The organism is Sphingobium sp. (assembly GCA_023266575.1).
Taxonomy (GTDB): Bacteria; Pseudomonadota; Alphaproteobacteria; order Sphingomonadales; family Sphingomonadaceae; genus Sphingobium.
On the sequence record JAHFPV010000017.1, the window covers coordinates 1 to 23495 of the forward strand.

Consider the following 23495-nt stretch of genomic DNA (forward strand, 5'->3'; position numbering starts at 1 on the left):
GACTTCGGCTCTAACCCAGAAACCCACGGTCCCATCCGTCAGACCGTCTGGGGTGGCCACCCCAGACGGTCAACCCGAATGCAACTGCTCTCAGGTCAACCGCAAGATGCAAGAAACCTGCGCGCTGCGTTTCTCGACTTCGCTCGAAACGAACGGATCAAGGTAAAGCCATCACGCTCTAAGCCAGCGCCTATCGCAGGCCCAGATATTTATGGGCCTGCACCGTCAGCCGCCAGCGCGGACGGTCCATGACCAACGCGATCGCGGCGCGGGCATTGTCCTGCGCATGGGGGTCATCGAGCGGCTGGAGCAGATGATGGGCGAAGGCCCATTGCTCCATTACCGCGACATCGGCGAGCGAGTGACCGCCGCCGGGCTGGGGCCAGACCAGCTTCAACTCATGGCCTTCGCGCTGCACGACCTGGCTGCCCGCCTTGGGGCTGATGCAGATCCAGTCGATGCCGGGATGGACCGGCAGCGTGCCGTTGCTTTCGATCGCGATGGTGAAGCCGCGGGCATGGAGCGCATCGACCAGCGCATCATCGACCTGCAACATCGGCTCTCCGCCGGTCAGGACGATATAGCGGCCCGGCTCCCCCTCGCCCCAGAAAGCCAGCGCAGCGTCCGCCAGCGCGGCGGCATCGGCGAATTTGCCGCCGCCATCGCCATCGGTCCCGACGAAATCGGTGTCGCAGAAGCGGCAGATCGCCTGCGCCCGGTCCTGTTCGCGTCCGCTCCACAGGTTGCAGCCGGCAAAGCGCAGGAAAACTGCGCGCCGCCCGGCCTGCACCCCTTCCCCCTGAAGGGTCAGGAACATTTCCTTGACCGCATAGCTCATCGTCCGCCGCCGTTCAGGGCCGGGTGGCGTAGATGGTGGGGTCGGGCAAGCCTGCTTCCTCAAACCCCTTGGACCGCAGGCGGCAGCTGTCGCACAGGCCGCAATGCTTGCCGTCGGGCGTCGGGTCATAGCAGGACCAGCTGACCCCGGCATCCAGCCCCAGGCGATGCGCTTCGCGCACAATGTCCGCCTTGCTCATATGTTGCAGCGGGGCGTTGATGCGAATCGGGTGACCCTCCACCCCCGCCTTGGTGGCGAGGGCGGCCATGGTCTGGAAGGCGTCGATAAATTCGGGGCGGCAATCGGGATAGCCCGAATAATCGAGCGCGTTGACGCCGATGAAAATGTCACTGGCCCCCGCCACTTCGGCCAGCCCCAGCGTCAGCGACAGGAAGATGGTGTTGCGGGCGGGTACGTAGGTGACGGGAATATCGTCGCCCACCCCGCCCTTCGGCACGGCGATATCGGCAGTCAGCGCCGATCCGCCAAAGGCGGTCAGGTCAAGCGGGAGGACGATATGGCGCATGGCGTTGAGCGCCTGCGCCACCCTTCCGGCCGCGCGCAGTTCGACACGATGACGCTGGTTATAGTCGATCGACAGGGCCAGCAGATGATAGCCAGCCTCACGCGCCAGACCGCCCGCGACCATCGAATCAAGGCCGCCCGATAGCAGGACGACGGCGAATTTTCCTTCATTGGCACCCATGGCCCCGCGCTACCGCCCGCGATGCGCCAGTGCAAGCATAGTGCGCTTATTGGCAGGCACCGATGCGCCGGGCTTCCATCGCAAAGGCAAATGGTGCGCCATCAGCAATACCCTGCGAATTGATCTGGACCAGTCGGGGGGTTTCGACGCGCAGGTCGGTGCGGCCATTGCCTGCCGCCGCGCAATCATAGGTGACCGTCGCCATAGAGGCGGCGTCGCTGACGACGAAGCTGCGGCACAGCGTTCGGCCATGGCGAATCTGGAGCAACTGGCGCAGGTCCGTGACGCACAGCTTGCGTATTTCCCCGCCTTCGCCGCGTTCGTGCAATTCCCATTGCCCGGTTTGCAGCGGGCGCAGGGCCGCAAGCGTCGGGACATGCGCTGCCCCGGCCCAACTCGCCATCACCATCGCTGCCGCGACGGCCAGCGTCCGCAGTCCGTTCCTTGCCATGATCTTAGCCTGTGTCCCGCCATGGGTCGCGCGCCGGGTGAGCCGCAATCCAGTCATCCGACGCATGACCCGCAATTACGGCATTTTGATAGCGCGAACGGACGGCCTTGCCCAAATTACAAATATCGTTAGCGAAATGATTGCGCTTAATGGGTGGTGAAACTGTCGAGCGCCAGCGGGAAGATGCGCGAGCAAAAGGCGCAATCGACGCCGATAATGCCGTCGCTGTCCGCCATGTCGATCCGCTCTTCCGCCGGGAAGCGGCCGATGACATCGCGAATATGGGCAATGTCGCAGCGGCAGCCCTTGGCCAGTGGCGACGGCTCGGTGACCCGCACTTCCGGCTCCTCATGGAACAGGCGCCAGACGATGTCGGTCAACGGCAGCGTCTCATCGGTCAGTTCCGCCTTGCCCAGCGTGATGCCCAGCGCCTGGACATGCTCCCATTCCGGGTGATCGTGGCGGACATGCAGCCGCTCCCGCCCCACTTCGCCTTCGGGCAGATGCTGGATCAGCATTCCACCGGCAATGCAGCCCTGCCCGGCGTCATGACGGGTGCCCATGCGGATGATGCTGGGGATTTGTTCGGACTGGAAGAAATATTGCTCCGCCGCATCGGCCAGCGTTTCGCCGTCGAGCGGGACGATGCCCTGATAGCGTTCGCCGGTGACCGACTGGTCGAAGGTGATGGCCAGATAGCCCTTGCCGAACAGGCCGAACAGCGTGGGATCAGGGCCAAGCTCGGCCAGCCGGTCGGCGTCGAACTTGGCATAGCCGCGCAGCTCGCCATTTTTATAGTCCGCTACCAGCAGCCGCACGACGCCATTTTCGGTCTGCGCCTGTAGCGTCAGCTGGCCGCCCGCCTGTTTGAGCGTGCTACCCAGGAGGGCCGCCAGCACCAGCGCGGATGCCAGCAGTCGCTCGATCGGCGGAGGGTAAGCGTGGGCGGCCAAAACCTGATCCAGCACCGGACCCAGCCGCACGATTCGCCCGCGCGCATGACGCGACGGGATGGTGAAGCCGATGGCATGGTCGATAGGGGGAGGCATCGTCACTAAGCTGCTTTCTCCCCTCCCGATTGCGAGAGGGCGATTTGGGAACGATCAAGCCCCCGGCTTGATCTGAACAACGCGGGGCGCTGTTCACCCAAATCGGGGGAGGGTCTGTCAATCAACGGGACGGACATGCCTTCCCCTAACCCCTCCCGCAAGCGGGAGGGGGAATTTTGGATATAGGACGGCTCTAAAGCTTTCCAAGCGCCCAGAGCAGGACCGACTTCTGGCCATGGATGCGGTTTTCCGCCTCGTCCCAGATCAGCGACTGGGGGCCGTCGATCACCTCCCCGACGACTTCCTCGCCACGATGGGCGGGCAGGCAGTGGAGGAACTTGGCCTGTGGCCTGGCCCCGGCCATCAGCGCGGACGTGACCTGATAGGGCATCATCGCCGCCAGTTTTTCTTCTGCATGGGACTGGCCCATCGAAATCCAGGTGTCGGTGACGACAACGTCCGCGCCTGCAACTGCCGCCGCCGGATCGCGGGTCAGGGTGATGCGTGCGCCCTGTTTTTCCGCGACCGCGGCGAAGGCCGGATCGGGATCATAGCCCTGCGGCACGCCGATGCGGACGTCGAACTTCAACAGGCCCGCCGCCTCGATGATCGAATGGAGGACGTTGTTGCCGTCACCCAGCCAGGCCCACTGGCTGCCGGGAAGCGCCAGCCCATGTTCCACCACGGTCAGCAGGTCCGCGACGATCTGGCAGGGATGCGACAGGTCAGTCAGGCCATTGATGACCGGGACGGTGGCGTAATGGGCCATCTCCTCGATCTTGGCATGATCGTCGGTGCGGATCATGATCGCGTCGCACATGCGGCTCAAGACGCGGGCGGTGTCTGCCACCGTCTCGCCCCGGCCCAGCTGGCTGGTCGCGCCGTCGAGGATCAGTGAGGTGCCGCCCAGCTGGCGGATCGCCATGTCGAAGGAGACGCGGGTGCGGGTCGAGTTTTTCTCGAAGATCATCGCCAGCGTGTGACCCGCAAGTGGCGCATCAATGTCGACGCGGCCCTTGGGCCAGCTGGCCCGCGCGGCCTTGCGGTCGATGGCGTCGGCAATCATTGCGGCGATCGCGTCGCCGCCTGCGTTGGACAGGTTCAGGAAATGTCTGGTCATTGGTAACAACCCCTTTTTCCCAATTCCGTTCGGTTCAAGCCTGTCGAGAATAGTTCTCGACAAGCTCGAACCGAACGGAATTGGAGGATTGGTTCAGGCCACCTGGGCCTCCGCATAGCTGCGCGCGCCGGCGGACAGCTTTTCGACACATTCGGCGATATGGCTTTCGTCAATCACCAGCGGAGGCAGGATTCGGACGACATTCTGTCCCGCCGACACGGTCAGCAGGCCATGATGGTCGCGCAGATGGGCGACGAAGCTGCGCGCCTCCACCGTATCGCTCAGCTTCACGCCCAGCATCAGCCCCATGCCGCGCACGTCCTGGAACAGGCCGTCATGGTTGGGGATCAGCTGTTCCAGCGCAGCGCGCAGGCGCGCACCCATCGCCTTTACATGGTCCATGAAGCCGTCGGACATGACTTCTTCCAGCACCGCCAGCCCCGCCGCCATGGCGAGCGGATTGCCGCCATAAGTGGTGCCATGGGTGCCGAACACCATGCCCTTGGCCGCTTCCTCGGTCGCCAGGCACGCGCCCAGCGGGAAGCCTGCGCCAATGCCCTTGGCGACGGCCATGATATCGGGCGTGATGCCAAATTGTTCATGCGCAAAGAAGGTGCCGGTACGGGCATAGCCGCACTGGACCTCATCCAGGATGAGCAGCAGGCCATGCTCGTCGCACGCCTTGCGCAGGCCGGTCAGGAATGCGTGCGTCGCGGGTGTCACGCCACCTTCGCCCTGCACCGGCTCCAGCAGGAAGCCCGCCGTGTTGTCGTCAATCTGCGCCAGCGCGGCGTCCAGATCGTTGAACGGCACCACGGTAAAGCCGGGCAGCAACGGTTCGAACCCGTCACGCATCTTGGGCTGGCTGGTGGCCGAAATCGTCCCCAGCGTCCGCCCGTGAAAGGCGTTGTCGAAGCTGATGATCTTGTGCCGGTGCGGCTGCCCATTCACATAATGATAGCGGCGCGCGGTCTTGATCGCGCACTCTACCGCTTCGGCGCCCGAATTGGTGAAGAACACGGTATCGGCAAAGGTCGTGTCGACCAGCTTCTGCGCGAATTTCTCGCCCAGCGGCATCCCGTAAAGGTTCGACACATGCATCAGCGTCGCGGCCTGATCGGCAATCGCCTTTACCAGCTTGGGGTGGCCATGACCCAGCAGGTTGACAGCGATACCGCTGGCAAAGTCGAGATAGCGCTCGCCGCGCTCGCCGATCAGATGGCACCCCTCGCCTCGAACCGGACGAACATCGCACCGGGGGTAAACGGGCATGAGCGGCGTAATCGACATGAGCCTTCCCTTTCTGGGCTTGATGCGCGTCCTTGCACGAAGGACTGGTGGTACAACGCAAAAAGGCGGCCCCCGCCGGGCCGCCCTTTGCGAGCATCGCCTATACAGACGCCATGTTGGGGGTGCAACCCCGCAACACAGGCCATTCGGGTAGCTGTGGCCCTATCCGATCTGGTTCCAGGCGTCGGCAATCTCGGCCACCAACTCCCGCGCCTGATCGACCGGTTCTGCCGATCTTTCCTTGGCCCCTACCAGCAGCAGGCGACGCGCTTCGCGGTAGATTTGCGCCAGACCCACCGAAATGTCGCCGCCCTTATCGAAGTCGAGGCTCGATTCGAGCGCGAAGAGGATCGACATCGCCCGCGCCTGCTTGTCGGACACTTTCATCCGGTCGCCATTACGTTCGGCCAGTGCCGCCGCGTCCATCGCGATCAGCAGTTCGTCGAAGAGGATTTTGACCAGTGCATGAGGGGTCGCGCCTTCGGTCCGGCTGCCCGAATGGACCGCCGCATAGCGCCGCGCCGCCGTGTTGCCTGCATAACCCTGATTGTAGAACATCGTCTTGGCGTCCCCGGTTAATTGTCGCTGTTGTTCCAGATTTCAATCTGCTGATCGAGATAACTCTGCGTCGCCTTGAGCGCGGTGAGCCGCGTTTCCATCTTGGAATAGACGCTGGTGAGCTGCGCTTCGTAGCTGGCCATTTGCGTGTCGAGCTTTTCCAGCTGCTCGGTCAGCGTTTCGGCCAAAGCCTTATATTTGGCCTGGGACTGCACAAATGCGCCATCCTTCAGCTGGATCTTGTCCCTGACACTGTCCATCAGCCCGGCCAGACCCGGATTGGTCGCCGACGCGACCGTGGGGTTCAGCAATTGCGTAATCGCGGCAGGATCGGCCGCGATGGCCTTGTCCAGCGTATCGGTATCAAGTTTGAGCGTGCCGTCGCGATTGGTGGCGACGCCGATGTCGGACAGCGTCTTGTAGGTGCCGGTGGCCGACAGCGCGGTGGAGGTCATTGCCGAGAGCTGGCGGCGCATGTCGCGGATCGACGCCTCGCCGTTCAACACGCCGGCGGACGAGGAGTCCGCTCCGGTCGCCGTCGCCGTGTTCAGCGCCTTGACCAGCGTATTGTAGGCGTCGACAAATTCGACCATCAGGTCGCGCATCGACGTGGTCGGCTCGGTCGTCGCGAGCGTTACGGTCGTGCCGGGCGCGGCCTTGTTGAGGTCGATTCGCAGATTGGCGATCGCGGTGTCGATGATGTTGGTGGCATAATGCTGCTCCACCCCGTCAAGCTTGATGATCGCATTTTGCGGGCTGGCCTTCGACACCATGGTCGCGCTGTCGGCGCCAGCCCAAGCGAAGGCGGCAAGATCAACGCCGCTGACCGATGTCAGCGAGAAATCATTGGCAGCGCCGGTCGCGCCTTTCATCACCAGCCGCGTTCCCTGCACGTCGGTAACGACCGATGCGGTGACGCCCAGCCCCGATGCATTGATGGCAGCGGCAAGGCCGGTATAGCTGTTGTTGGTGGCCGTGATGGTAATGGCGGCGGTCGAACCGCCAACCGTCAGCGTCAACTCACCCTCTCCGACCGCGCTGGCCGCCGTCGCGCCGGACACCGGGGTCGAGGCCAGGGTGCGGGCGGACGCGAGTTGCTGCACTTCCAGCTGGGCGGGCAATCCTGTCGGCACGCCGCCGGGCAGGAGGCTGACCGAGGCAATGCTGGTGTCGTTGGACGCAGGCGTGCCCGCGTAGCCGGTGCCGGACAAGAGGGTGGTCAGCGCATCGGCAAAAGTATCAAGCGAGCTGGAGGCCGACGCCAGCGCGGAAATCCGCGCGCTGTTCAGGCTCTGGCGATCGGTGATCACCTTTTCCTTGGGATCGCGCGTGGCGGCAACCAGGCTGGAAACGAGCGACTGGGTGTCGATGCCCGATCCGATGCCGAGTGCGGTGGTGATACTGGAGGTGACCGATGCCATTGCGCCGTCCTTTCAGAGGAAAGAACGGCGCTAGCGGCAAGACCTTTAGGAATGATTTTCGCGGGATGACCCGCATGGATTATCCGTTGGCGGAGGCGAGCAACTGGTCGACCGTGCCGCGGCCCGGCGAACCCTGGGCGAGATGGGCATAGGCAGCCTTTTCGACCATGCGCCGGGCGATGACGGCGGCATGTTCGACCGCTTCCTTGCTCGCGGGCGGCAGAGGCACCAGGATGATCGGCACCGGCATCATCGCCTGGATGGCGCCCGCGGCGGCTTCGACGCTGGGCGGATTGGTGGCCGATCGCAGGTCAGCCAATATGTCGGCAATTTCGACATGGACCTTGGCATATTCGGCGGCGCTGGCGACGTCTTCGTCGATCGACGCAAGGTCGATCTGCGGCGCGGCGCTACGCGCGCCGGGCGCTTCGCGATCCGATCGGCCCGACGATGCAGGCGGGACGGCCTGCACCGTGGACAGCGCACGCGATGCGGCCCTGTCTATCGGCGATACTTCGCTGCGTGAACCATAGTCGCTCATGACGCACCATTATAATGCGTCCCCATGAAGAGATTACGGACAAAAGCGGCTAAACTTTAGTTCACCAAGTCAGAAAAGCTGGCACGCCTTTTATCGTTTCTTGCCGTCGGCGTCGAAGCACAGGTCGTCGGGGACGGTGATGAACGGACGGTCCATCTCGCTCGCCATGCGGTTTTCGACCCGGAATACGAAGGCCAGCACGGTCGCGACCGCCATATAGAGGCCTTCATTGACGATCTGACCAGCGCGCGAGGTGAAGTAGATGGCGCGGGCGAGTTCGGGATATTGCAGGACGGTCACGCCATTCTGGTCGGCCAGCTCGCGAATGGCGGCGGCGATCGCGTCGCTGCCGCGCGCGACCACGACCGGCGCAGCGTCGACGCCGGGCTTGTAGCGCAGTGCGACGGCAAAATGGGTCGGGTTGGTGATGATGACGCTGGCTTCGGCCACGGCCTGCCGGGTGGAGCCGTTGAGCATTTCAAACTGGCGGCGACGAATTTGGCCCTTGAGTTCGGGCGAGCCTTCGCTTTCCTTATGCTCGTCCTTGATCTCCTGCTTGGACATGCCGAGCCGCTTGGCGCGCTGCATGATCTGCGCTGGCACGTCGATGCCTGCGATCAGGAACAGCCCGCCCGCCATCACCAGGCAGGTGAGGATGAACATATTGCCAAGGTCTGCCATGGCGGGGGCAATGCCCTGCTTGCCAAGGCCGATGATCGCGGTCAGCCGGTCCCAGATCATCCACACGCCAATGCTACCGAGGAGCCCGACTTTCGCGATCGACTTGAGCAGTTCGATCAACCCCTGCGTGCCGAAAATCCTTTTGAGACCCGCGCCGGGGTTCATCTTCGACACTTTGGGCGCGAAGGCACCGGGGCGGAAGCCGAGCGACCCCAGCAGGGCGGGTGCGGCGATGGCGGCGAGGAAGGTCGCCAGCAGCACACCGGCCACCGGCAGAGCGATGCCGGTCAGCAGGTCCATCCCGCGTTCGGCCGGGGAAAAATCGACGATATCGTCACGCCGGAAGCGCAGCGCCTGGGTCAGCATGTCCGACAAGGCATCGATCATCGACGGCCCGGCCACCGCCAGCCAGCCGATGCCCGCCATCACGACCAGCGCGGTGCCCAGTTCGCGCGACTGGAGGATGTCGCCCTTCTTGGCGGCATCCTGCAATTTCTTTTGTGTCGGTTTTTCGGTCTTTTCGCCGCCGCCGGGACTGTCCGCCATGCTCTAGCGCCCTTCCGCAATCGACTGGGCGTGATCCAGCCCCGCCTTGAGCGCGGCGGTCAACCCTTCGCCCATGATCGGCGCGGCAATCGCCAGCAGGACAAGGCCGGCCATCATCGCCATCGGCATACCCACGGCGAACAGGTTGAGCGAGGGGGCGGCGCGGGCCAGCATCCCCATGACGATCTGCACCAGCACCAGCGCGAAGCCGACCGGCAGCGCCACCGTGACGCCCGCACCCAGCAACGCCCCGCCAAATTCGACCAGATGCCAGACCGTATCGTTGGACAGCATCGCCGCGCCGGGAGGGAGCGCCTGATAGCTTTTGACGACGAACCCCGCGAGCAGCAGATGCCCGTCCATGCCGAGCAGCAGGAAGGTAGCTAGGATGGAGAGGAACTGCCCCACCACCTGTGTCCCCTGCCCCGATGACGGGTCGACCATCGCTGCGAAATTGAGGCCCATGGCGTTGCCGATCGTTTCCCCCGCGACGAAGGCGGCGGCGTAACCGATCTGCACCGCAAAGCCCATGGCGAGGCCTGCCAGCACTTCGCCCGCGACCATCATCACGCCTTCAAAACTGGCGATGCCATCGGGTGGCAGGGTGATGGTGACGGTGTTGAGCGCGGCCAGACCCAGCGCGAGGCTGAGGATCAGGCGCAGTTGCAGCGGCACGGCGGGCGCGCCGAATACGGGGGCCGCGATGAAGGCCGCGCCGGGGCGGATCATGGCGATGAGCCAGACCCATAATTGGGCCTCTACCCCGGCGAAGCCCGGTGCGATCATTGCCCCTGCCTCACTGCAACAAATCCGGTATCCGCTCGAAAATCTCGCGGGTGAAATCGGCGATCAGCACCATGATCGATCCGCCGAACAGGGCCAGCATCCCGCCCACGACGATGATCTTGGGAATGAAACTCAACGTCTGTTCGTTGATCGAGGTCGCGGCTTGCACCATGCCGATCACCAGACCCGCCACCAGCGCGGGCAGCAGGATGGGCGCGGCGGCCAGTGCCGTGATCCAGAGCGCCTGCTGGGCAAGGCCCATGAAGAAATCGGCGTTTTCCATCAGCCCGGCAACCCAACGCCGTTCGTTTCGAGCGAAGTCGAGAAACCTGTGCGCAACCGTTTCTCGACTTCGCTCGAAACGAACGGAAGGGGAGTGAGCACGCAAATCATGTCGCGAACGACCCCGCCAAGCTCCCCATGGTCAGCGCCCAGCCATCGACCAGCACGAACAAGAGCAGCTTGAAGGGCATGGAGATGATGGTGGGGGACAGCATCATCATGCCCAGCGCCATGAGCGTCGAGGCGACGACAAGGTCGATGATGAGGAAAGGGAGGAAGATCATGAAGCCGATCTGGAAAGCGGTCTTGAGTTCGCTGGTGACGAAGGCGGGCAGCAGGATGGTGAAGGGTATGTCGGCAGAGGTGCGGAAGGGCGGGGCTTCGGCGAGACCCGCAAACAGCTTGAGATCGCTTTCGCGCGTCTGCTTGGCCATGAAGCCGTGCAGCACCTTGCCCGAGCGGCCGACCGCTTCTTCGATCGTAATCTGGCCCTTGCCATAGGGGTCGAAGGCCAGCTTGTTGATCTCGTCGATGGCTGGGCGCATCACGAACAGCGAGAGGAACAGCGAGAGACCCAGCAGCACCTGATTGGGCGGGGTCTGTTGCAGCCCCAGCGCCTGCCGCAGCAGCGACAGGACGATGATGATGCGGGTGAAGCTGGTCATCATGAGGATGAGCGACGGCAGCACCGTCAGCAGGCTCATGAGGATCAGGATTTGCAGGCTGAGCGAGAGCGAGCGACCGTCGCCCGAAATCTGGCCCATCGCCCGGCTCAGCGCGCCGCCATTGTCGACCGGCGCGGCGGGCGCAGCCTGGGCGAAGGCGGGGGTGGTCAGGAGCAGGATGACCAAAAAGGCGACCGTCAGCGCCAACGCAATTCTGATCCCGTCATTCCGGCGCAGGCCGGAATCCAGGGCGGCACAAGCTGTGCGCCGACGCCCTGGACCCCGGCCTTCGCCGGGGTGACGATTGTCAGGGAGCGGGAGCAAGTCAGCGAACACGAACGGCGTCGCCTTCCGCGATTTTTTCGATGCGGCCGCGGGTGACGGAGAGGAGGATTTTCTTGCCCTCAAATTCCACGACGGCAAGCTTGCCGAACGCGCCCATCGGCAGCGCTTCAAGCAGTTTGAGCGAGCGGTCGCCCTGCGCACCAATCATGCCGGGCTGATATTTGCGCCACAGCCACAGCGCGCCAAAGGCCATGCCGCCGACCAGCGGCAGGAGGATCAGCAATTTGACGAAATACCAGACCATCATGAAGCCGCCCGCAGATTATGGTTAATGCCCTGCGTTCCGCAGTTTCGGCCTTCAAGGCAAGCGTAAAATCAAAGCGAGGAGATCAACCGCGCCGTTCGATCCCCGCCAGCCGGTTTTCGGTCGCAGCGATGTCGATGATGCGGATGCCATAGCGGCCATTGACCGTCACCACCTCACCCTTGGCGATCAGCGCGCCATTGACCATGATGTCGAGCAGATCATCGGCCTGCCGGTCCAGCTCCACGATCGAGCCTTCGGCCAGGTCCATGACTTCGGCAAGGCGCAGCGAGGTCGATCCGACCTCCACCGACATGCGGACGGGAATGTCGGCCAGCAACTTGAACTGATGGTTATTGGTCATCCGCCCGACCGGATCTTCTCCACGCTCCATGCGGGGGGCTTCGCTCATGTCACTCATTGGTCGGGTCCTTGTACAATCTTTTCAATCTGGAAGGCGGCGCGGCCATCCTGTTCGCCAATGCTACCGCGCGCGACGATGCGGTTGCCCACGATCAACGGCAGGCTGCGGCCGATGGTCACGGGAATGACGTCGCCGACCTTGAGCTGCATCAGCTCGGCCAGCGAGAGGTTGGGACGGGCCAGCACGGTGCGGGCGGGCAGGCGAATGTCGCGCATCCGGCGGGCGATACGGGCCTGCCAGACGGGGTCGCTCTGTTCATCGTCGGCGGGAAGCTTGGTGCCCATCAGCGGCTCGACGGCGCGCAAGGCGGCCAGCGGAAAGACGAGATCGACCGGCCAGAGCTGATCGCGGGTGATGCTGATCATGAAGCGCTGGACCACCATCTGGTCACCCGGCTGGGCGGAGGCGGCAAAGCCGACCCCGGTTTCGCGCATGATCAGCGCGGGGTCCAGTGGCAATATGTCGGCCCAGGTTTCGACCAGGCGCGCGAGGAGGGATTCCGACAGGCGGGCGATCAGCCGGTCCTCGGTCGGGGTAAATTCGCCACGCGGGGGCAAGGGACGATTGCCGATGCCGCCATAGAAACAGTCGACCAAGGTGGAAATCATGGCCGCGTCCATGCGCAGCAGCACTTGCCCCTTGAGCGGGGAGATGCGGTAGATGGAAATGCTGGTGAAGGCGGGCACCTGTGCCGACCAGGCGGCAAAGTCGAGCAGTTGCGCATCCTGCGCTTCCACCTGCGGGCGCACGCCGCAGATCGGCTCCACCAAGGCACGGACGCGCCGGCCAAGCTTTTCGCCCAGCCGGTCCAGCCCGGACAGCATCATTGGTGCCTGCGATTCCCCCCGCCCGAAGGCATAGGTCTGAACGTCGTCCATCTTGGTCCCCTGCCCTTCGGGTCAGGGGATTTCCCGACCTTTCAGACAGGCCTATTGAATAACGAAATTGGTAAAATAAACGTTATCAACGCCGCCATAACCCGTTTTTTGCTTCAATATATCGTTAATAATGCCCTTGATCTTGCTTTGGAGCATCTGTTTGCCCTGCGGGGTGGACAAGGTCTCTTCCGGCTGCTGGGCAAGCATCATCAGCACCTGGCTGCGGATCGCCATCTCGTGCGTCTTGATCGCGTCGATGACGCGCAGGTCATAATAGGTCGATACCGCGACCGAAATCTGGGCGAAGGCGTCCGTGTCGGACATGTTCGACGTGAAGGGGGTCTGGAGCTGGAAATAGCTTGCCTGATAGGCGGCAGGGTTCGCGGGCGCGGGCAGGTCTATGCCCTTGCCATGCGCGCCATGGGCCGCCGCTGCGCCCTCGCCATGCGGGACGGCATGGGCCTTGGCGATCTCCTCGGCGCTTTCGCCGGCCAAGACCAGCACGGGCTTGTTGGGATCTTCCTTTGGCCCTTCATCCTTGGGGCTGAAGAAACCGGCGGCATAGAGACCGCCGGCCGCGCCTGCGCCGCCAATCACCATGGCGATGACGATCAGCAGGATCATTTTCATGCCCCCGCCCTTATTCTTCTTGGCCTTCGGCTCGTCGCTCATCGTTCATATCCCCCAGGATAGCGCTGGTCACGCATAGCGCGCGCGGATGGCTTGGCTGGCGGTGTCGCCAGTCTGCTCATGGTTAAGAACGGCCGGATCACCACCCGCTTTATGGGCAAGTGCGATATTTTCGCGGGGCTGCCAACGACCCTGCTGCTGCGACTGGCCCATGCCCTGCCCTGCGCCCTGCCAGTTGGCGGACTGGCCGCTTTGCTGGCCCGATTGCTGCTGGCCGGTCTGTTGCTGGGGCGACTGATCGGAGCGGCCAGCGTCGCTCGACTGCGGGGCGCGTTCGATCTTAACCTCGCTGATGCGAACCGCCGACAGGCCCGCGTCGAGGCGGAGCCGGTCGCTATCCTGACGCAGCGCGGCTTCGGCCATGTCGCTGGACACGGTCAGGCTGATCGCGGCGCCATCGACGCCCTGGCGGATGTTGACGTCGATCGGGCCGAGCTGGTCACTGCTGATCTGGAAGCGGCCCTGCGCGCCATTGGCGGACAGGCCGGCAATGTCGCGGGCCAGACCGTCAATCCACTGGCCCGACACGCCCATATCGACGACCTGCGCGCCGAGGGTGGCGGAGAGGTTGACGGTGGGGAGCGCGGGGGCGGCGGTCTGGGTCGTCAGCGTTGGCGTGACGGGCGCGGGGGCGGCCGGTTCAGCGGTCCTGGGGGGCGCGTCCGTTGTCGGGGCAAGGGCAGTTTCGGTGGGGGCCGAGCTGCCCTCAGCCACGGGCGAGGCTGCGGGATGCAGCGTCATGTGCTGGCGCGCGAACTGGAGCAGCGAGAGGGCTTCCGCCTTGGCCGACACTGAGCTGGACATAGTGACGGGTGTTGCGATCGGGACTGGGTCCGGCGCGGCTTCGGGCTGGGCTGGCTGCGCGATCGGAGCGACAGGCGTCGCGATCGCCGGGGTGCCGAGCGGCTGGGACGCGGGCGCGACCGGAGCAGCTTGTGCTGGTGCGACCGGGGCTGGCGCGGGGGTGATATCAATGGGTTGTGCGGTCGGCGGCGCGGCCTTGTTCAAGTCGGCTTTTACAAAGGCTTGCTGATCCGTCGCGCCAGTCTGGCCCATCGTGAGCGGCACGGCGGCTGTTTGCACCGTAGCGGGAGACGCGACGCGCGGCGCGGCGGGGGATGGCTGTTCGGGGGCGGCAGTCGGCGGCGTCATCACCATGGCGGACGGTGGGGGAGCGAGGGCGGACTGTTCGGGGCGCTCCGGTTCGGCGTCGGGCGACGCAGGCTCCGGGTCCGTCGCGGGAGCCGTGTCGGATGGCGCGGCGAGTGCGGCCGGCGAGGGCGCGACCTGGGCCGGGGCTGCATGATGTTGCGCCTTGGACGCCGGTTTGCCGGGCGTCGGATCGCTCTCCACCGGCAGGGCCGGTGCGGGCGGGGGCGCGATAACTGCCACCTCAACAGGGGTGATGTGCGATGCGGCGAGAAGCTGCGCCACCGAGCCAATAGCTGTTGGCAGGTCGTCGGGGCGCTGTGTGAGCGGTTCGCCGTGTTCAGCGCTACGGGCCGGTTCGGCCTCCTCTGCTGGCTCTACCGCAGGCTGGGCCGGGGGCGGCGTGATGGGCAGCGGGCTTAGCGTGAGCGGCTTCGGCGCGGCGGCGATCGGGGCGCTTTGGGTCGGCGTGAAGGTCGGCGCTGTGGTCGGGAGTGGCAGGGCTTCGCCGTCCGTCGGGACGGGCGCATCCGGCAGAGGCGCATTGTCGCTCAGCTCAGGCGCGGCAACGGGCATCGCCAAGGGCATCGCGCCATTACCTTGTTCTTCGCTCGCGACGGCAGGCGCCACGGTTGGCGTGACCGGCATCGCGACAGGCGCAGCGGTGGCGGCGTTCATCATCGCGGAGAAGTCGGGCGCGCCATCGGGTGTAGCGGCGGGCGCATCCTTGCCGGTGCCGAGTGGGGTGGTGGCGAAGAGTAGCGCCTTGAGACTGGCGATCATATTCATGTCAGGCTTCCCCGTTCCGCTGCATCCGGCGATAGCGCGGCAGCGCTGCCAGCTTGTTTTCGCGCCATTCCTCCAGAGTCGCGCGGGCGCGGTCCTTGAGGCGGGTGGCGATTTCCTTCTCGCGGTTCGCTGCAAGAGTCATGCCTTCTTTGGCCTCCACCTTGCGCCGGGCATCATAAAGGGCGCCGTCAAGCTGGCGGCCCGCCTGTTCCAAGCGGGTGGCGAGTTCCTGCATCGCCGCGAAGGATGCGCCGGTGGCGGCCCCCTCGGTCTCGAACAATTCGCCGCGCACCTTGTTGAGGCGATCGATATTGCGGGCGAGGCCATCAGCCTCGTCACGGGCGCGTGCGGTTTCGGCGACGGCCATGGCGTGCTGGACATGGCGCACGCGCAGCACGCGCTGGCGGCGGGAGACGAGACCCTTCATGCGCCGAAGCTCGCGACGAGGGCGGCGGCGCTGGTGTCGAGGTCGATACGGCTTTTCTGGTCCTGCCGGATGAAGTCGAGAATTTCCTGACGGCGCTGCACCGCTTCGTCGATCACCGGATCATTGCCGGGGCGATAGGCGCCCATCAGGATGAGATCGCGATTTTCCTCATAGGCGGCCCAAAGGCGGCGATAATTGGCCGCCGCCATGCGATGTTCGTCCGGCACGACGTCAGCCATGACGCGCGACAGGGATTTGCCGATGTCGATGGCGGGGAAGATCGCCTGTTCGGACAGATGGCGCGAGAGGACGAAATGGCCGTCGACAATGGCGCGGGCGGCGTCGACGATCGGATCGTCGGTGTCGTCGCCATCGGCCAGCACGGTGTAGAGCGCGGTGATCGATCCGCCGGTGCGGGCGTCCACCCCTGCCCGTTCGACCAGACGGGGGATGAGCGCGAGAGCCGAGGGCGGATAGCCTTTCATCGCGGGCGGTTCGCCAAGCGCCAGGCCGATTTCGCGCTGGGCATGGGCGCAGCGGGTCAGGCTGTCGATCAGCAGCAGCACCTTCTTGCCACGGGCGCGGAAATATTCAGCGATCGCGGTGGCGCGCGCGGCGGCGCGCAGGCGCAGCACCGGGGGATGATCGGCTGGCACGGCAACGACGATGCTTTTGTGCATCGTGTGCTTGAGTTTGGTTTCGAGGAAATCGCTGACTTCGCGGCCCCGTTCCCCGATCAGGCCGACGACGACCACATCGGCTTCGGCCCCGGCGATCATCTGGCCCATCAGCACGGATTTACCGACGCCGGACCCGGCGATGATGGCGATACGCTGGCCGCGCCCGGCAGTGAGCAGCGCGTTGACGGCGCGGACGCCAAGGTCGAAGGGTTCGGTGACGCGGCCCCGGTCGAGGACGTTGCCCTTGATCCCGTTCAGCGGCCAGACGCCGCCTGCGATGATCGGTCCCTTGCGGTCGAGGGGCTGGCCCATGGCATCGACCACGCGGCCGATCAGCCCTTCGCCGACCTGCACCATATTGGCCTGGCTGTCGGGTTCGACGCGGATGCCATTTTCCAGCGGCGCGTCGGCGTCTAGCGGGACCAGCAGGGTGCGGTCGCCGCGAAAGCCCACGACTTCGGCGCGGCAGATCGACCCGTCGCTGGCCATGACGCGCGCGCCAGAGCCGATCGGACGGCGAAAGCCGGTGACTTCGAGCATACCCGCGTCATGGCTGACCAGACGGCCAACCCTGCGGGGCGTGCGATTCTGGACCTGGAGATGATCGAACAGGGTTTCGGCCTGGGCCAGCGCGGCGCGGATCAAGACTTGCCCTCCATATCGTCCATCAGCGCACGCAGGCGGGCAAGGCGAACGTCCGGGCCATCCTCGACCCAGCCGTCTGCGGTTTCGAGCCGCACGCAGCCGCGATGCATCGCCTTATCGGGGACCAGCGCGACACCGATCGATTCGCCTTCGAGCAGGGCGATGTCGTCTGGATGCAGATGCAGGGCGCTCTTGCCCTGATTATCTTCGATGAAAGCGGCGACGGTGTCGCAGCGCTGCACCAGCCGTTCGATGTCGATCTCCACTTCGCCGACAATCTGTTCGACCAGACGGACGACGGTGGCGGAGAGCATGGTGGACAACATGCCGCTGGGCGCGGGGCTGAGCATTTCCAGCGCCTGGGTCAGGCGGTCATGCGCCTGCGTCGCATCGGCATGGGTCTGGGCGGTGATGCGGCAGCCTTCGTCGAAACCCATGGTGAAGGCTTCCATCCGGGCCTCCTCCATCGGATCGGCCTCTGCCTCCATTTCGATGACGCCATGGCGCATCGTGGCGGTGTGCTGGCCGGGGATCGAGGTGTAGAGGCTGCGGAAGCCGCCCTTTTCCACCTGGCGCACGCCCGTCATCGAGACCGGCGCGACATCCTGCACTGCCTCTGCACCCCAGATTTTAGACAAAGTCATTCCCCTTGCCACCCAGCATGATGGTGCCGGCGTCGGCCATGCGGCGCGCGGTGGCGATGATGAGTTTCTGTGCGTCGATTACTTCGGCAAGGCGGATCGGGCCGCGTTCCTCAATCTCGTCGGCGATCGACTGCGCCGCGCGGGCGGACATGCAGCTGAAGATCTTGCCCTTGAGCAGGTCGTTGACGCCCTTCAAGGCAACGACCAGCACGGCACTGTCGACGGTGCGCATCAGCGTGCCGAGATTCTTCTCGTCCATGTCGATAAGGTTATCGAACACGAACATCTCTTCCTCGATGGTCTGGGCGATCATCTTGTCGCGCTTGGCCACCGCCTTCATGATCCGCTGCTCATTATCCTTGCGGACATTGTTCATGATCGCGGCGGCCTCGATCGTGCCGCCGCGCTGGGATGCCGCGCCCTGCTTCTTGGCCGGGCCGCGCAGCAGCAGCTGTTCCAGATCGTCGAGCGCCTCGTTCGACACGGGCCCAAGCGTCGCGATGCGATAGACAATTTCTTCCTGATATTCGACCGGCAGCAATTGCAGCACGTCGGCGGCGATCGGCGCTTCGAGATGGGCCAGCACGATCGCCATGATCTGCGGATGCTCCGCCTCGATCAGCGCCGCGATTTCCTTGGCATCCATCCATTTGAGCATTTCCAGCTGGGTGGAGCGGGTCGGCGGGGTGATGCGCGCCAGGATGGTTTCGGCCCGTTCCTCGCCCAAGGCCTTGGTCATCGCGCCGCGAATATGACGGGTCGCGCCATAGCCGATGGTGGTGCGCTTCTTGGCCTTGTTGACGAAATGGTCGAGCGCCTCGTTCACCTCTTCAGGATCGACATCGGCGACGTCATACATGGCATAGCCCAGCTGGCGCACTTCTTCAGGTTCCAGACGCGCCAGTATCTGCGCGGCCTCATCCTCATCGAACAGCATCAGCAGGACGGCGGCGGCGGCGCTGCCCTTGAGCGCCTCTGGTCGACCGGGAACGATCTCAGGCATTTTCCTTCTTCCCCTCCTTCAAGAGGTCGCGGACGACCAGGGCAGCGCGGTCGGGGTCCTGCTTCACAAAGTTGCGAATAAGGTCGGCGCGCTGGGCATAGTCATAGGTGGAGGAGATCATATCGAGCGTGATCGGGCGGCTGGGATCGGGTGCCTCGACCGCCTGTTTGGTCAGTTCGCCGGAAATTTCGCGACCGATGCGCTGGCCATTCTGGGCGGTGTCGGCGGCGACCGCCTCCTGTGCTGCGGCGCGACGCTTGAGCAGCGGGCGACCGATGCCGAAGATGACGAGCAGGGCGACAGCCAGGGCCGAGACGTTGCGCACCAGTGGCGAGACCCATTCGGCCTCATACCAGAGGGGCTTTACTTCTTCGGTCTTGAGGAAGCTGCGCGAGGACAGGGCCACAACGTCGCCGCGCGCCTGGTCGAAGCCGATCGCGCCCTTCACCAAGGCTTCCAATGCCGCGATTTCCTGCGGCGTGCGCGCCTTGCCATCGGGGGCATTGTCCAGCGCGACGGCGACCGAGAGGCGCTTGACGGTGCCGACCGCATCCTTGGTCACGGACACTTCACGGCCCAGTTCAAAGCTGCGGTTGAACGTCTCTTCGGTCTTGAGCAGCGGGTTGGGCGGGGTGCCGGGGGTCTGCGCAGCGGCGGTCTGGCCCTGCTGGACGGCCTGACCATTGGGATTGGTCTGGGTCACGGTCGGGTTGACGGGTGCCTGATTGGAAAGCGCGCCGGGGATGCCCGATGCTTCGCCCGTACCCTGGCCCCGCGGGTCGGAGGCCCAGGTGCCCTGTTCGGTGCGCAGCCGGGCTTCGTCCTGCGGATAGGTTTCGCGGGTCGCCTGCCGCTCGGCAAAATTAAGTTCGGCATGGACTTCGGTGGAAAAATTGTTGGCGCCCAGGATCGGGGTGAGCAGCGCGACGACGGACTGGCGATAGCGGTCCTCGATCCGGTTCTGGATCGTGAGCTGGCGGTCGTCACCGGAGTCGCTGTCATTCTTGCTGAGCAGGCGGCCATTCTGGTCGACCAGCGAAATCTGGTCGGGCGACAGGTCGGCAACCGACGAGGCGACGAGATGGACGATCGCGCTCACCTGCGCATCGGTCAGCGTGCGGCCATTGGCGAGGCGCAGCATGACCGACGCGGTCGGCTTGGCCCGGTCGCGCAGGAACACGCTGGGCGGCTCGACGGCGAGGTGAACCTTGGCGCTTTCGACGCTGTCGATCGCCTCGATCGTGCGGGCGAGGTCCATTTCGCGGGCGGAGCGCAATTTTTCGCCCTCTACCGCGCGGCTGGCACCCATGGGCAGGCTGTCGATCATGCTGTTGCCGTCGGGCGCGCTCTTGGGCAGGCCTTGCGCGGCGAGCATCATCTTCGCCTTGAAATAATCGCCCTCCCCCACGGTCATCGCGCCGCTATTGTCGAAATCATAGGGGATGCCGTTCTGGTCGAGGATCTGCGCGACCGCCGACTTGTCGGTGTCGGGCAGGCCACGGAACAGGTCACGCTGCGGCGGTTCGCGCAGCGCCATCCAGGCAAGGCCAGCGACGGCAAGGACGCCGAACAGGCCGAGCAGCGGCAGGCTCTTCGCCACGGCTGGCTGTTTCATGAAGCCGGTGATCCGCGCCCGAAGCGCGTCGATCCCCTTGGCCGATCCATAGCCGGAGGAAGCCGTCGTCGGGAGGGCGGGCCGGGCGGCAGTGCCGCCATCGAGGGTGAGTGCGTTCTCGCTCATGGTTTAGACCGGCATACTCATGATGTCCTTGTAGGCGGACAGAAGTTTGTTGCGGACCTGAAGGGTCGCCTCGAAGCTGACCGACGCCTGCTGCTTGGCCAGCATGACGGCGGCGATGTCGGTGGTTTCGCCCCGCTCGAACGCGGCGGCGGCCTCACCGGCCTTGCCTTGCAGGCCGTTGACCTGTTGCAAGGCGCTGTTGAGCGCTTCGGTAAAGCCACCGGGCGCGGTGCCGGGCGTGGCATTGGCGCCGCCGACCGATCCTCCGGTCGAGGCGACGTCGCGCAGCGCGACGTTTTTTTGCAGGATGGCGTTGCGGATCGCCATCACATTGTCTGTCGGGGAAATGCCGGTCATGCCCTATCCTCCCGTCAAGCCGCCGCCAGCTCGCGCATTTCGGCGAGCCGATAGCGCAGCGTGCGTTCAGAAATGCCCAGCTTGCGCGCGGCGGCGGCGCGGTGGCCGTCGGTTTCGCGCAGCGCGGTGCGGATCGCTTCCAATTTGCTGTGATGGGCGACGTCGCGCAGGCGAACCGGTTCAGCCGGTTCGGGCGAGACGATGCGCAGACCCTGCTGCCGGGGCGCGCCCGCCAGATGCAGATCATGCGCGTCGATCCGTTCCCCATCGCGCAGCACCAGTGCGCGCTGGAGAACATTGCCCAGTTCGCGGGCATTGCCCGGCCAGGCGTGGGCGATGAGCTTGTCGAGCGCGGCGGCGGTCGGCCAGACAAAGCCGTCCTTGCCCATATCCGACAGGCGCAGCAGCATGGCGGCGGCGATTGCGGCGATGTCACCGGGGCGTTCGGCCAGCGGGCGCAGGTCGAGCGGCATGACATTGAGGCGCCAGTAAAGATCCTCGCGGAACCGACCGGCGGCACATTCGACCGCCAGATCGCGGTTGCAGGCGGCGATGACGCGGACATTGACTGGCACGGCATGGGTCGCGCCGACCGGGAGGACTTCGCCTTCCTGCAAGGCGCGCAGCAGCTTGGCCTGGAGCGCGATCGGCAGTTCGGCGATTTCGTCGAGGAAAAGCGTGCCGCCGTCAGCGGCCAGGAACAGCCCTTCGGACGCATTGGCCGCGCCCGTAAAGCTGCCCTTGCGATGACCAAACAGCATCGCTTCCATCATGGTTTCGGGGAGCGCAGCGCAGTTGACGGCGATGAAGTCGCCCGACGTGCGGCCCGACTGGGTATGGAGGAAGCGCGCCATGCCTTCCTTGCCGGTGCCGGTGTCGCCCTGAATGAGGACGGTGGCTTCGCTGCGTGCGACCCGGCCAGCCAGCGTCATCAGCCGCGCGCTGGCGCTGTCGCCCACGGCGGGAATGGCGGCGGGGCGGGCCAGTTCGGCGATGAGGGCGAAGGCAAAGCCCATATCCTCAAGGCCAAAGGCAACGCGGGCAGGCAGGCCGTTGGCGGCGGCCACCAGCGAGGGCGTGCCGTCGATCAGATTGATGAGAATATCGCGATGGGTGGCATGGCCGATTTCGGTCGCCAGCAGCACGCGGCGGCTGTCGCGTTCACGCGGCGCGGCGGCGTCCACGACCCGGACGGCGAACAGGGCGTTTTCCAGCCAATGCTGCAACCCTGGAACGAGCGCACAAACGCCTCGGCTCATATCGAGCGATGACATGACTTGGTCCCCAAATGGCTGGCCAGCTTGTACCCCCGTACGCCCTGGCCTTCTTCGATGGTCCCAATGTGCGCCACCATGGTTAGCAATTGGTTAATTGCCGGTAGGACTTGCCGGCGACCGGCAATTATTTTCCGCCGCGGCAACGGCCCGATCGCACTTAATATATAACACGCGCGCGTAGAGGGCCGTTAAGCGACGGGCAAAACACGAAAAATGCATAAAAATCGACATCGCCCCTAAAAGCCGTTCGCCCCCCGCCGTTATCCCCTTTCGAGGCCGCAAGCGCTCTAACGGATGGCAGCGACCTGATTGACACGGAAAGGGAAACACCATGACTGTTATCGGAACCAACACCGCCGCTCTGCGCTCCGCCAACGCTTCCTCGATGGCCAGCAAGGGTCTGAGCACCGCGATGGAACGCCTGTCGACCGGTAAGCGCATCAACAGCGCCAAGGACGACGCCGCTGGCCTGGCCATCGCTTCGACCATGACCTCGCAGATCAAGGGCATGACCCAGGGCATCCGCAACGCCAATGACGGCATCAGCCTGGCCCAGACCGCTGAAGGTTCGCTCGGCGAAGTCACCAACATGCTGCAGCGTATGCGTGAATTGACCGTTCAGGCGCTGAACGGCACCAACGACACCAACGCCAAGGCGAACATCACGTCGGAACTGGACCAGCTGTCCACCCAGATCAGCACCACGATGACCAACAGCAAGTTCAACGGCATCTCGCTGTTCCCGACCACCGCTGCTACGGTTTCGATCCAGGCCGGTGCGACCGCGAACGACACTGTCTCGCTCTCGCTGGGTGGCATCGACCTTTCGCCCGTCGTTGGCGCCGCGACCGCCACGGTCAGCGCCGCCACCGCCACGACGGCGACCCTGGCGCTCTATGACACGGCCCTGTCGGCTGTATCGACGGCACAAGCCAAGCTGGGTGCGGCGCAGAACCGCCTGGAATCGACGGTCAACAACCTGACCGCCAACGTCACCAACCTGACTGACGCCCGCAGCCGCATCGAGGACGCCGACTTCTCGGCCGAAACGACCGCCCTCGCCAAGTCGCAGATCCTGAGCCAGGCATCGACCGCGATGCTGGCACAGGCCAACCAGAGCCAGCAGGGCGTGCTGAAGCTGATCGGCTAAGTCAGGCCAACCCCATTGGTCGGCTGAGGTCCTGGTCACCGGACAGCCGCCCAACGTAACCCCCGGCACATCAACAGTCCCCACCGTGCCGGGGGTCACATCTTCGATCTGACGACCA

26 protein-coding genes are annotated in these 23495 nt (G+C 64.8%); 1 reads left to right on the forward strand and 25 read right to left on the reverse strand.

From position 1 onward, the window contains the following. Positions 1 to 190 precede the first annotated feature (190 nt). From queE to Q0D44_RS15425, 25 genes are all read right to left on the reverse strand, one after another. On the reverse strand, positions 191 to 838 hold the full coding sequence (gene queE / locus Q0D44_RS15305; protein WP_294137656.1) for a 7-carboxy-7-deazaguanine synthase: 648 nt from the start codon (positions 836 to 838) through the stop codon (positions 191 to 193). 13 nt (positions 839 to 851) lie between these two features. Beyond that, complete coding sequence (gene queC, locus Q0D44_RS15310; RefSeq protein ID WP_294137658.1) at positions 852 to 1544, reverse strand: 7-cyano-7-deazaguanine synthase QueC; 693 nt, start codon at positions 1542 to 1544, stop codon at positions 852 to 854. 46 nt (positions 1545 to 1590) lie between these two features. Then, complete coding sequence (locus tag Q0D44_RS15315) at positions 1591 to 1995, reverse strand: hypothetical protein (RefSeq protein ID WP_294137659.1); 405 nt, start codon at positions 1993 to 1995, stop codon at positions 1591 to 1593. Positions 1996 to 2141: 146 nt separating this feature from the next. Then, positions 2142 to 3044 carry an Hsp33 family molecular chaperone HslO gene (locus tag Q0D44_RS15320; protein ID WP_294137838.1) on the reverse strand — a complete coding sequence of 301 codons (903 nt, stop codon included), beginning with the start codon at positions 3042 to 3044 and terminating at the stop codon, positions 2142 to 2144. A 193-nt stretch (positions 3045 to 3237) separates the two neighbouring features. Then, the gene (gene argF / locus Q0D44_RS15325) at positions 3238 to 4164 is read right to left on the reverse strand and encodes an ornithine carbamoyltransferase (protein WP_294137660.1); all 927 of its coding nucleotides are present in this window, start codon (positions 4162 to 4164) and stop codon (positions 3238 to 3240) included. A 93-nt stretch (positions 4165 to 4257) separates the two neighbouring features. Further along, the gene (locus tag Q0D44_RS15330; RefSeq protein ID WP_294137662.1) at positions 4258 to 5454 is read right to left on the reverse strand and encodes an aspartate aminotransferase family protein; all 1197 of its coding nucleotides are present in this window, start codon (positions 5452 to 5454) and stop codon (positions 4258 to 4260) included. Between the two features lie 162 nt (positions 5455 to 5616). Beyond that, entirely contained in the window at positions 5617 to 6012 is a 396-nt protein-coding gene (locus Q0D44_RS15335) for a flagellar protein FliS (protein WP_119749100.1), read from the reverse strand. Positions 6013 to 6029: 17 nt separating this feature from the next. Next, entirely contained in the window at positions 6030 to 7433 is a 1404-nt protein-coding gene (gene fliD / locus Q0D44_RS15340; RefSeq protein WP_294137668.1) for a flagellar filament capping protein FliD, read from the reverse strand. A 79-nt stretch (positions 7434 to 7512) separates the two neighbouring features. After that, positions 7513 to 7974, reverse strand: a complete 462-nt coding sequence (locus tag Q0D44_RS15345; protein WP_294137670.1) for a hypothetical protein — start codon at positions 7972 to 7974, stop codon at positions 7513 to 7515. Between the two features lie 90 nt (positions 7975 to 8064). Further along, entirely contained in the window at positions 8065 to 9201 is a 1137-nt protein-coding gene (locus Q0D44_RS15350; RefSeq protein WP_294137672.1) for a flagellar type III secretion system protein FlhB, read from the reverse strand. Positions 9202 to 9204: 3 nt separating this feature from the next. Further along, positions 9205 to 9987 (reverse strand): flagellar biosynthetic protein FliR, encoded by a 783-nt coding sequence (gene fliR, locus Q0D44_RS15355; protein WP_294137674.1) that lies wholly within the window; start codon positions 9985 to 9987, stop codon positions 9205 to 9207. Between the two features lie 10 nt (positions 9988 to 9997). Continuing rightward, positions 9998 to 10270, reverse strand: a complete 273-nt coding sequence (gene fliQ, locus Q0D44_RS15360; RefSeq protein ID WP_017182874.1) for a flagellar biosynthesis protein FliQ — start codon at positions 10268 to 10270, stop codon at positions 9998 to 10000. A 106-nt stretch (positions 10271 to 10376) separates the two neighbouring features. Next, positions 10377 to 11141: a flagellar type III secretion system pore protein FliP gene (gene fliP, locus Q0D44_RS15365; protein WP_294137675.1), complete on the reverse strand. Its 765-nt coding sequence runs from the start codon at positions 11139 to 11141 to the stop codon at positions 10377 to 10379. 118 nt (positions 11142 to 11259) lie between these two features. After that, positions 11260 to 11523, reverse strand: a complete 264-nt coding sequence (locus tag Q0D44_RS15370) for a flagellar biosynthetic protein FliO (RefSeq protein ID WP_037490358.1) — start codon at positions 11521 to 11523, stop codon at positions 11260 to 11262. Positions 11524 to 11608: 85 nt separating this feature from the next. Then, a complete protein-coding gene (fliN, locus tag Q0D44_RS15375; RefSeq protein WP_119749112.1) occupies positions 11609 to 11944 on the reverse strand; it encodes a flagellar motor switch protein FliN in 336 nt (111 codons plus the stop codon). Continuing rightward, on the reverse strand, positions 11941 to 12825 hold the full coding sequence (locus Q0D44_RS15380; protein WP_294137677.1) for a FliM/FliN family flagellar motor switch protein: 885 nt from the start codon (positions 12823 to 12825) through the stop codon (positions 11941 to 11943). The genes fliN and Q0D44_RS15380 overlap by 4 nt, the downstream gene beginning before the upstream one ends. 51 nt (positions 12826 to 12876) lie before the next feature. Then, positions 12877 to 13497: a flagellar basal body-associated FliL family protein gene (locus tag Q0D44_RS15385; protein ID WP_294137678.1), complete on the reverse strand. Its 621-nt coding sequence runs from the start codon at positions 13495 to 13497 to the stop codon at positions 12877 to 12879. 27 nt (positions 13498 to 13524) lie between these two features. Continuing rightward, positions 13525 to 15453, reverse strand: a complete 1929-nt coding sequence (locus Q0D44_RS15390) for a flagellar hook-length control protein FliK (RefSeq protein ID WP_294137679.1) — start codon at positions 15451 to 15453, stop codon at positions 13525 to 13527. Position 15454: 1 nt separating this feature from the next. Further along, on the reverse strand, positions 15455 to 15880 hold the full coding sequence (locus Q0D44_RS15395) for a hypothetical protein (RefSeq protein WP_294137681.1): 426 nt from the start codon (positions 15878 to 15880) through the stop codon (positions 15455 to 15457). Then, a complete protein-coding gene (locus Q0D44_RS15400) occupies positions 15877 to 17205 on the reverse strand; it encodes a FliI/YscN family ATPase (protein WP_294137687.1) in 1329 nt (442 codons plus the stop codon). The genes Q0D44_RS15395 and Q0D44_RS15400 overlap by 4 nt, the downstream gene beginning before the upstream one ends. Then, complete coding sequence (locus tag Q0D44_RS15405) at positions 17202 to 17849, reverse strand: flagellar biosynthesis protein (protein WP_294137690.1); 648 nt, start codon at positions 17847 to 17849, stop codon at positions 17202 to 17204. Before Q0D44_RS15405 ends, Q0D44_RS15400 begins: the two co-directional genes overlap by 4 nt. Beyond that, positions 17836 to 18852, reverse strand: coding sequence for a flagellar motor switch protein FliG (gene fliG, locus Q0D44_RS15410; RefSeq protein ID WP_006957285.1), 1017 nt, complete (start codon positions 18850 to 18852; stop codon positions 17836 to 17838). Before fliG ends, Q0D44_RS15405 begins: the two co-directional genes overlap by 14 nt. Continuing rightward, on the reverse strand, positions 18845 to 20593 hold the full coding sequence (gene fliF / locus Q0D44_RS15415) for a flagellar basal-body MS-ring/collar protein FliF (RefSeq protein WP_294137707.1): 1749 nt from the start codon (positions 20591 to 20593) through the stop codon (positions 18845 to 18847). The genes fliG and fliF overlap by 8 nt, the downstream gene beginning before the upstream one ends. Before the next feature lie 3 nt (positions 20594 to 20596). Further along, on the reverse strand, positions 20597 to 20950 hold the full coding sequence (gene fliE / locus Q0D44_RS15420) for a flagellar hook-basal body complex protein FliE (RefSeq protein WP_294137709.1): 354 nt from the start codon (positions 20948 to 20950) through the stop codon (positions 20597 to 20599). A 14-nt stretch (positions 20951 to 20964) separates the two neighbouring features. Next, a complete protein-coding gene (locus Q0D44_RS15425; protein WP_294137712.1) occupies positions 20965 to 22224 on the reverse strand; it encodes a sigma 54-interacting transcriptional regulator in 1260 nt (419 codons plus the stop codon). 334 nt (positions 22225 to 22558) lie between these two features. Between Q0D44_RS15425 and Q0D44_RS15430 the strand changes: the two genes are divergently transcribed. Then, entirely contained in the window at positions 22559 to 23377 is an 819-nt protein-coding gene (locus tag Q0D44_RS15430) for a flagellin (protein WP_294137715.1), read from the forward strand. The last annotated feature ends 118 nt before the right edge of the window (positions 23378 to 23495 follow it).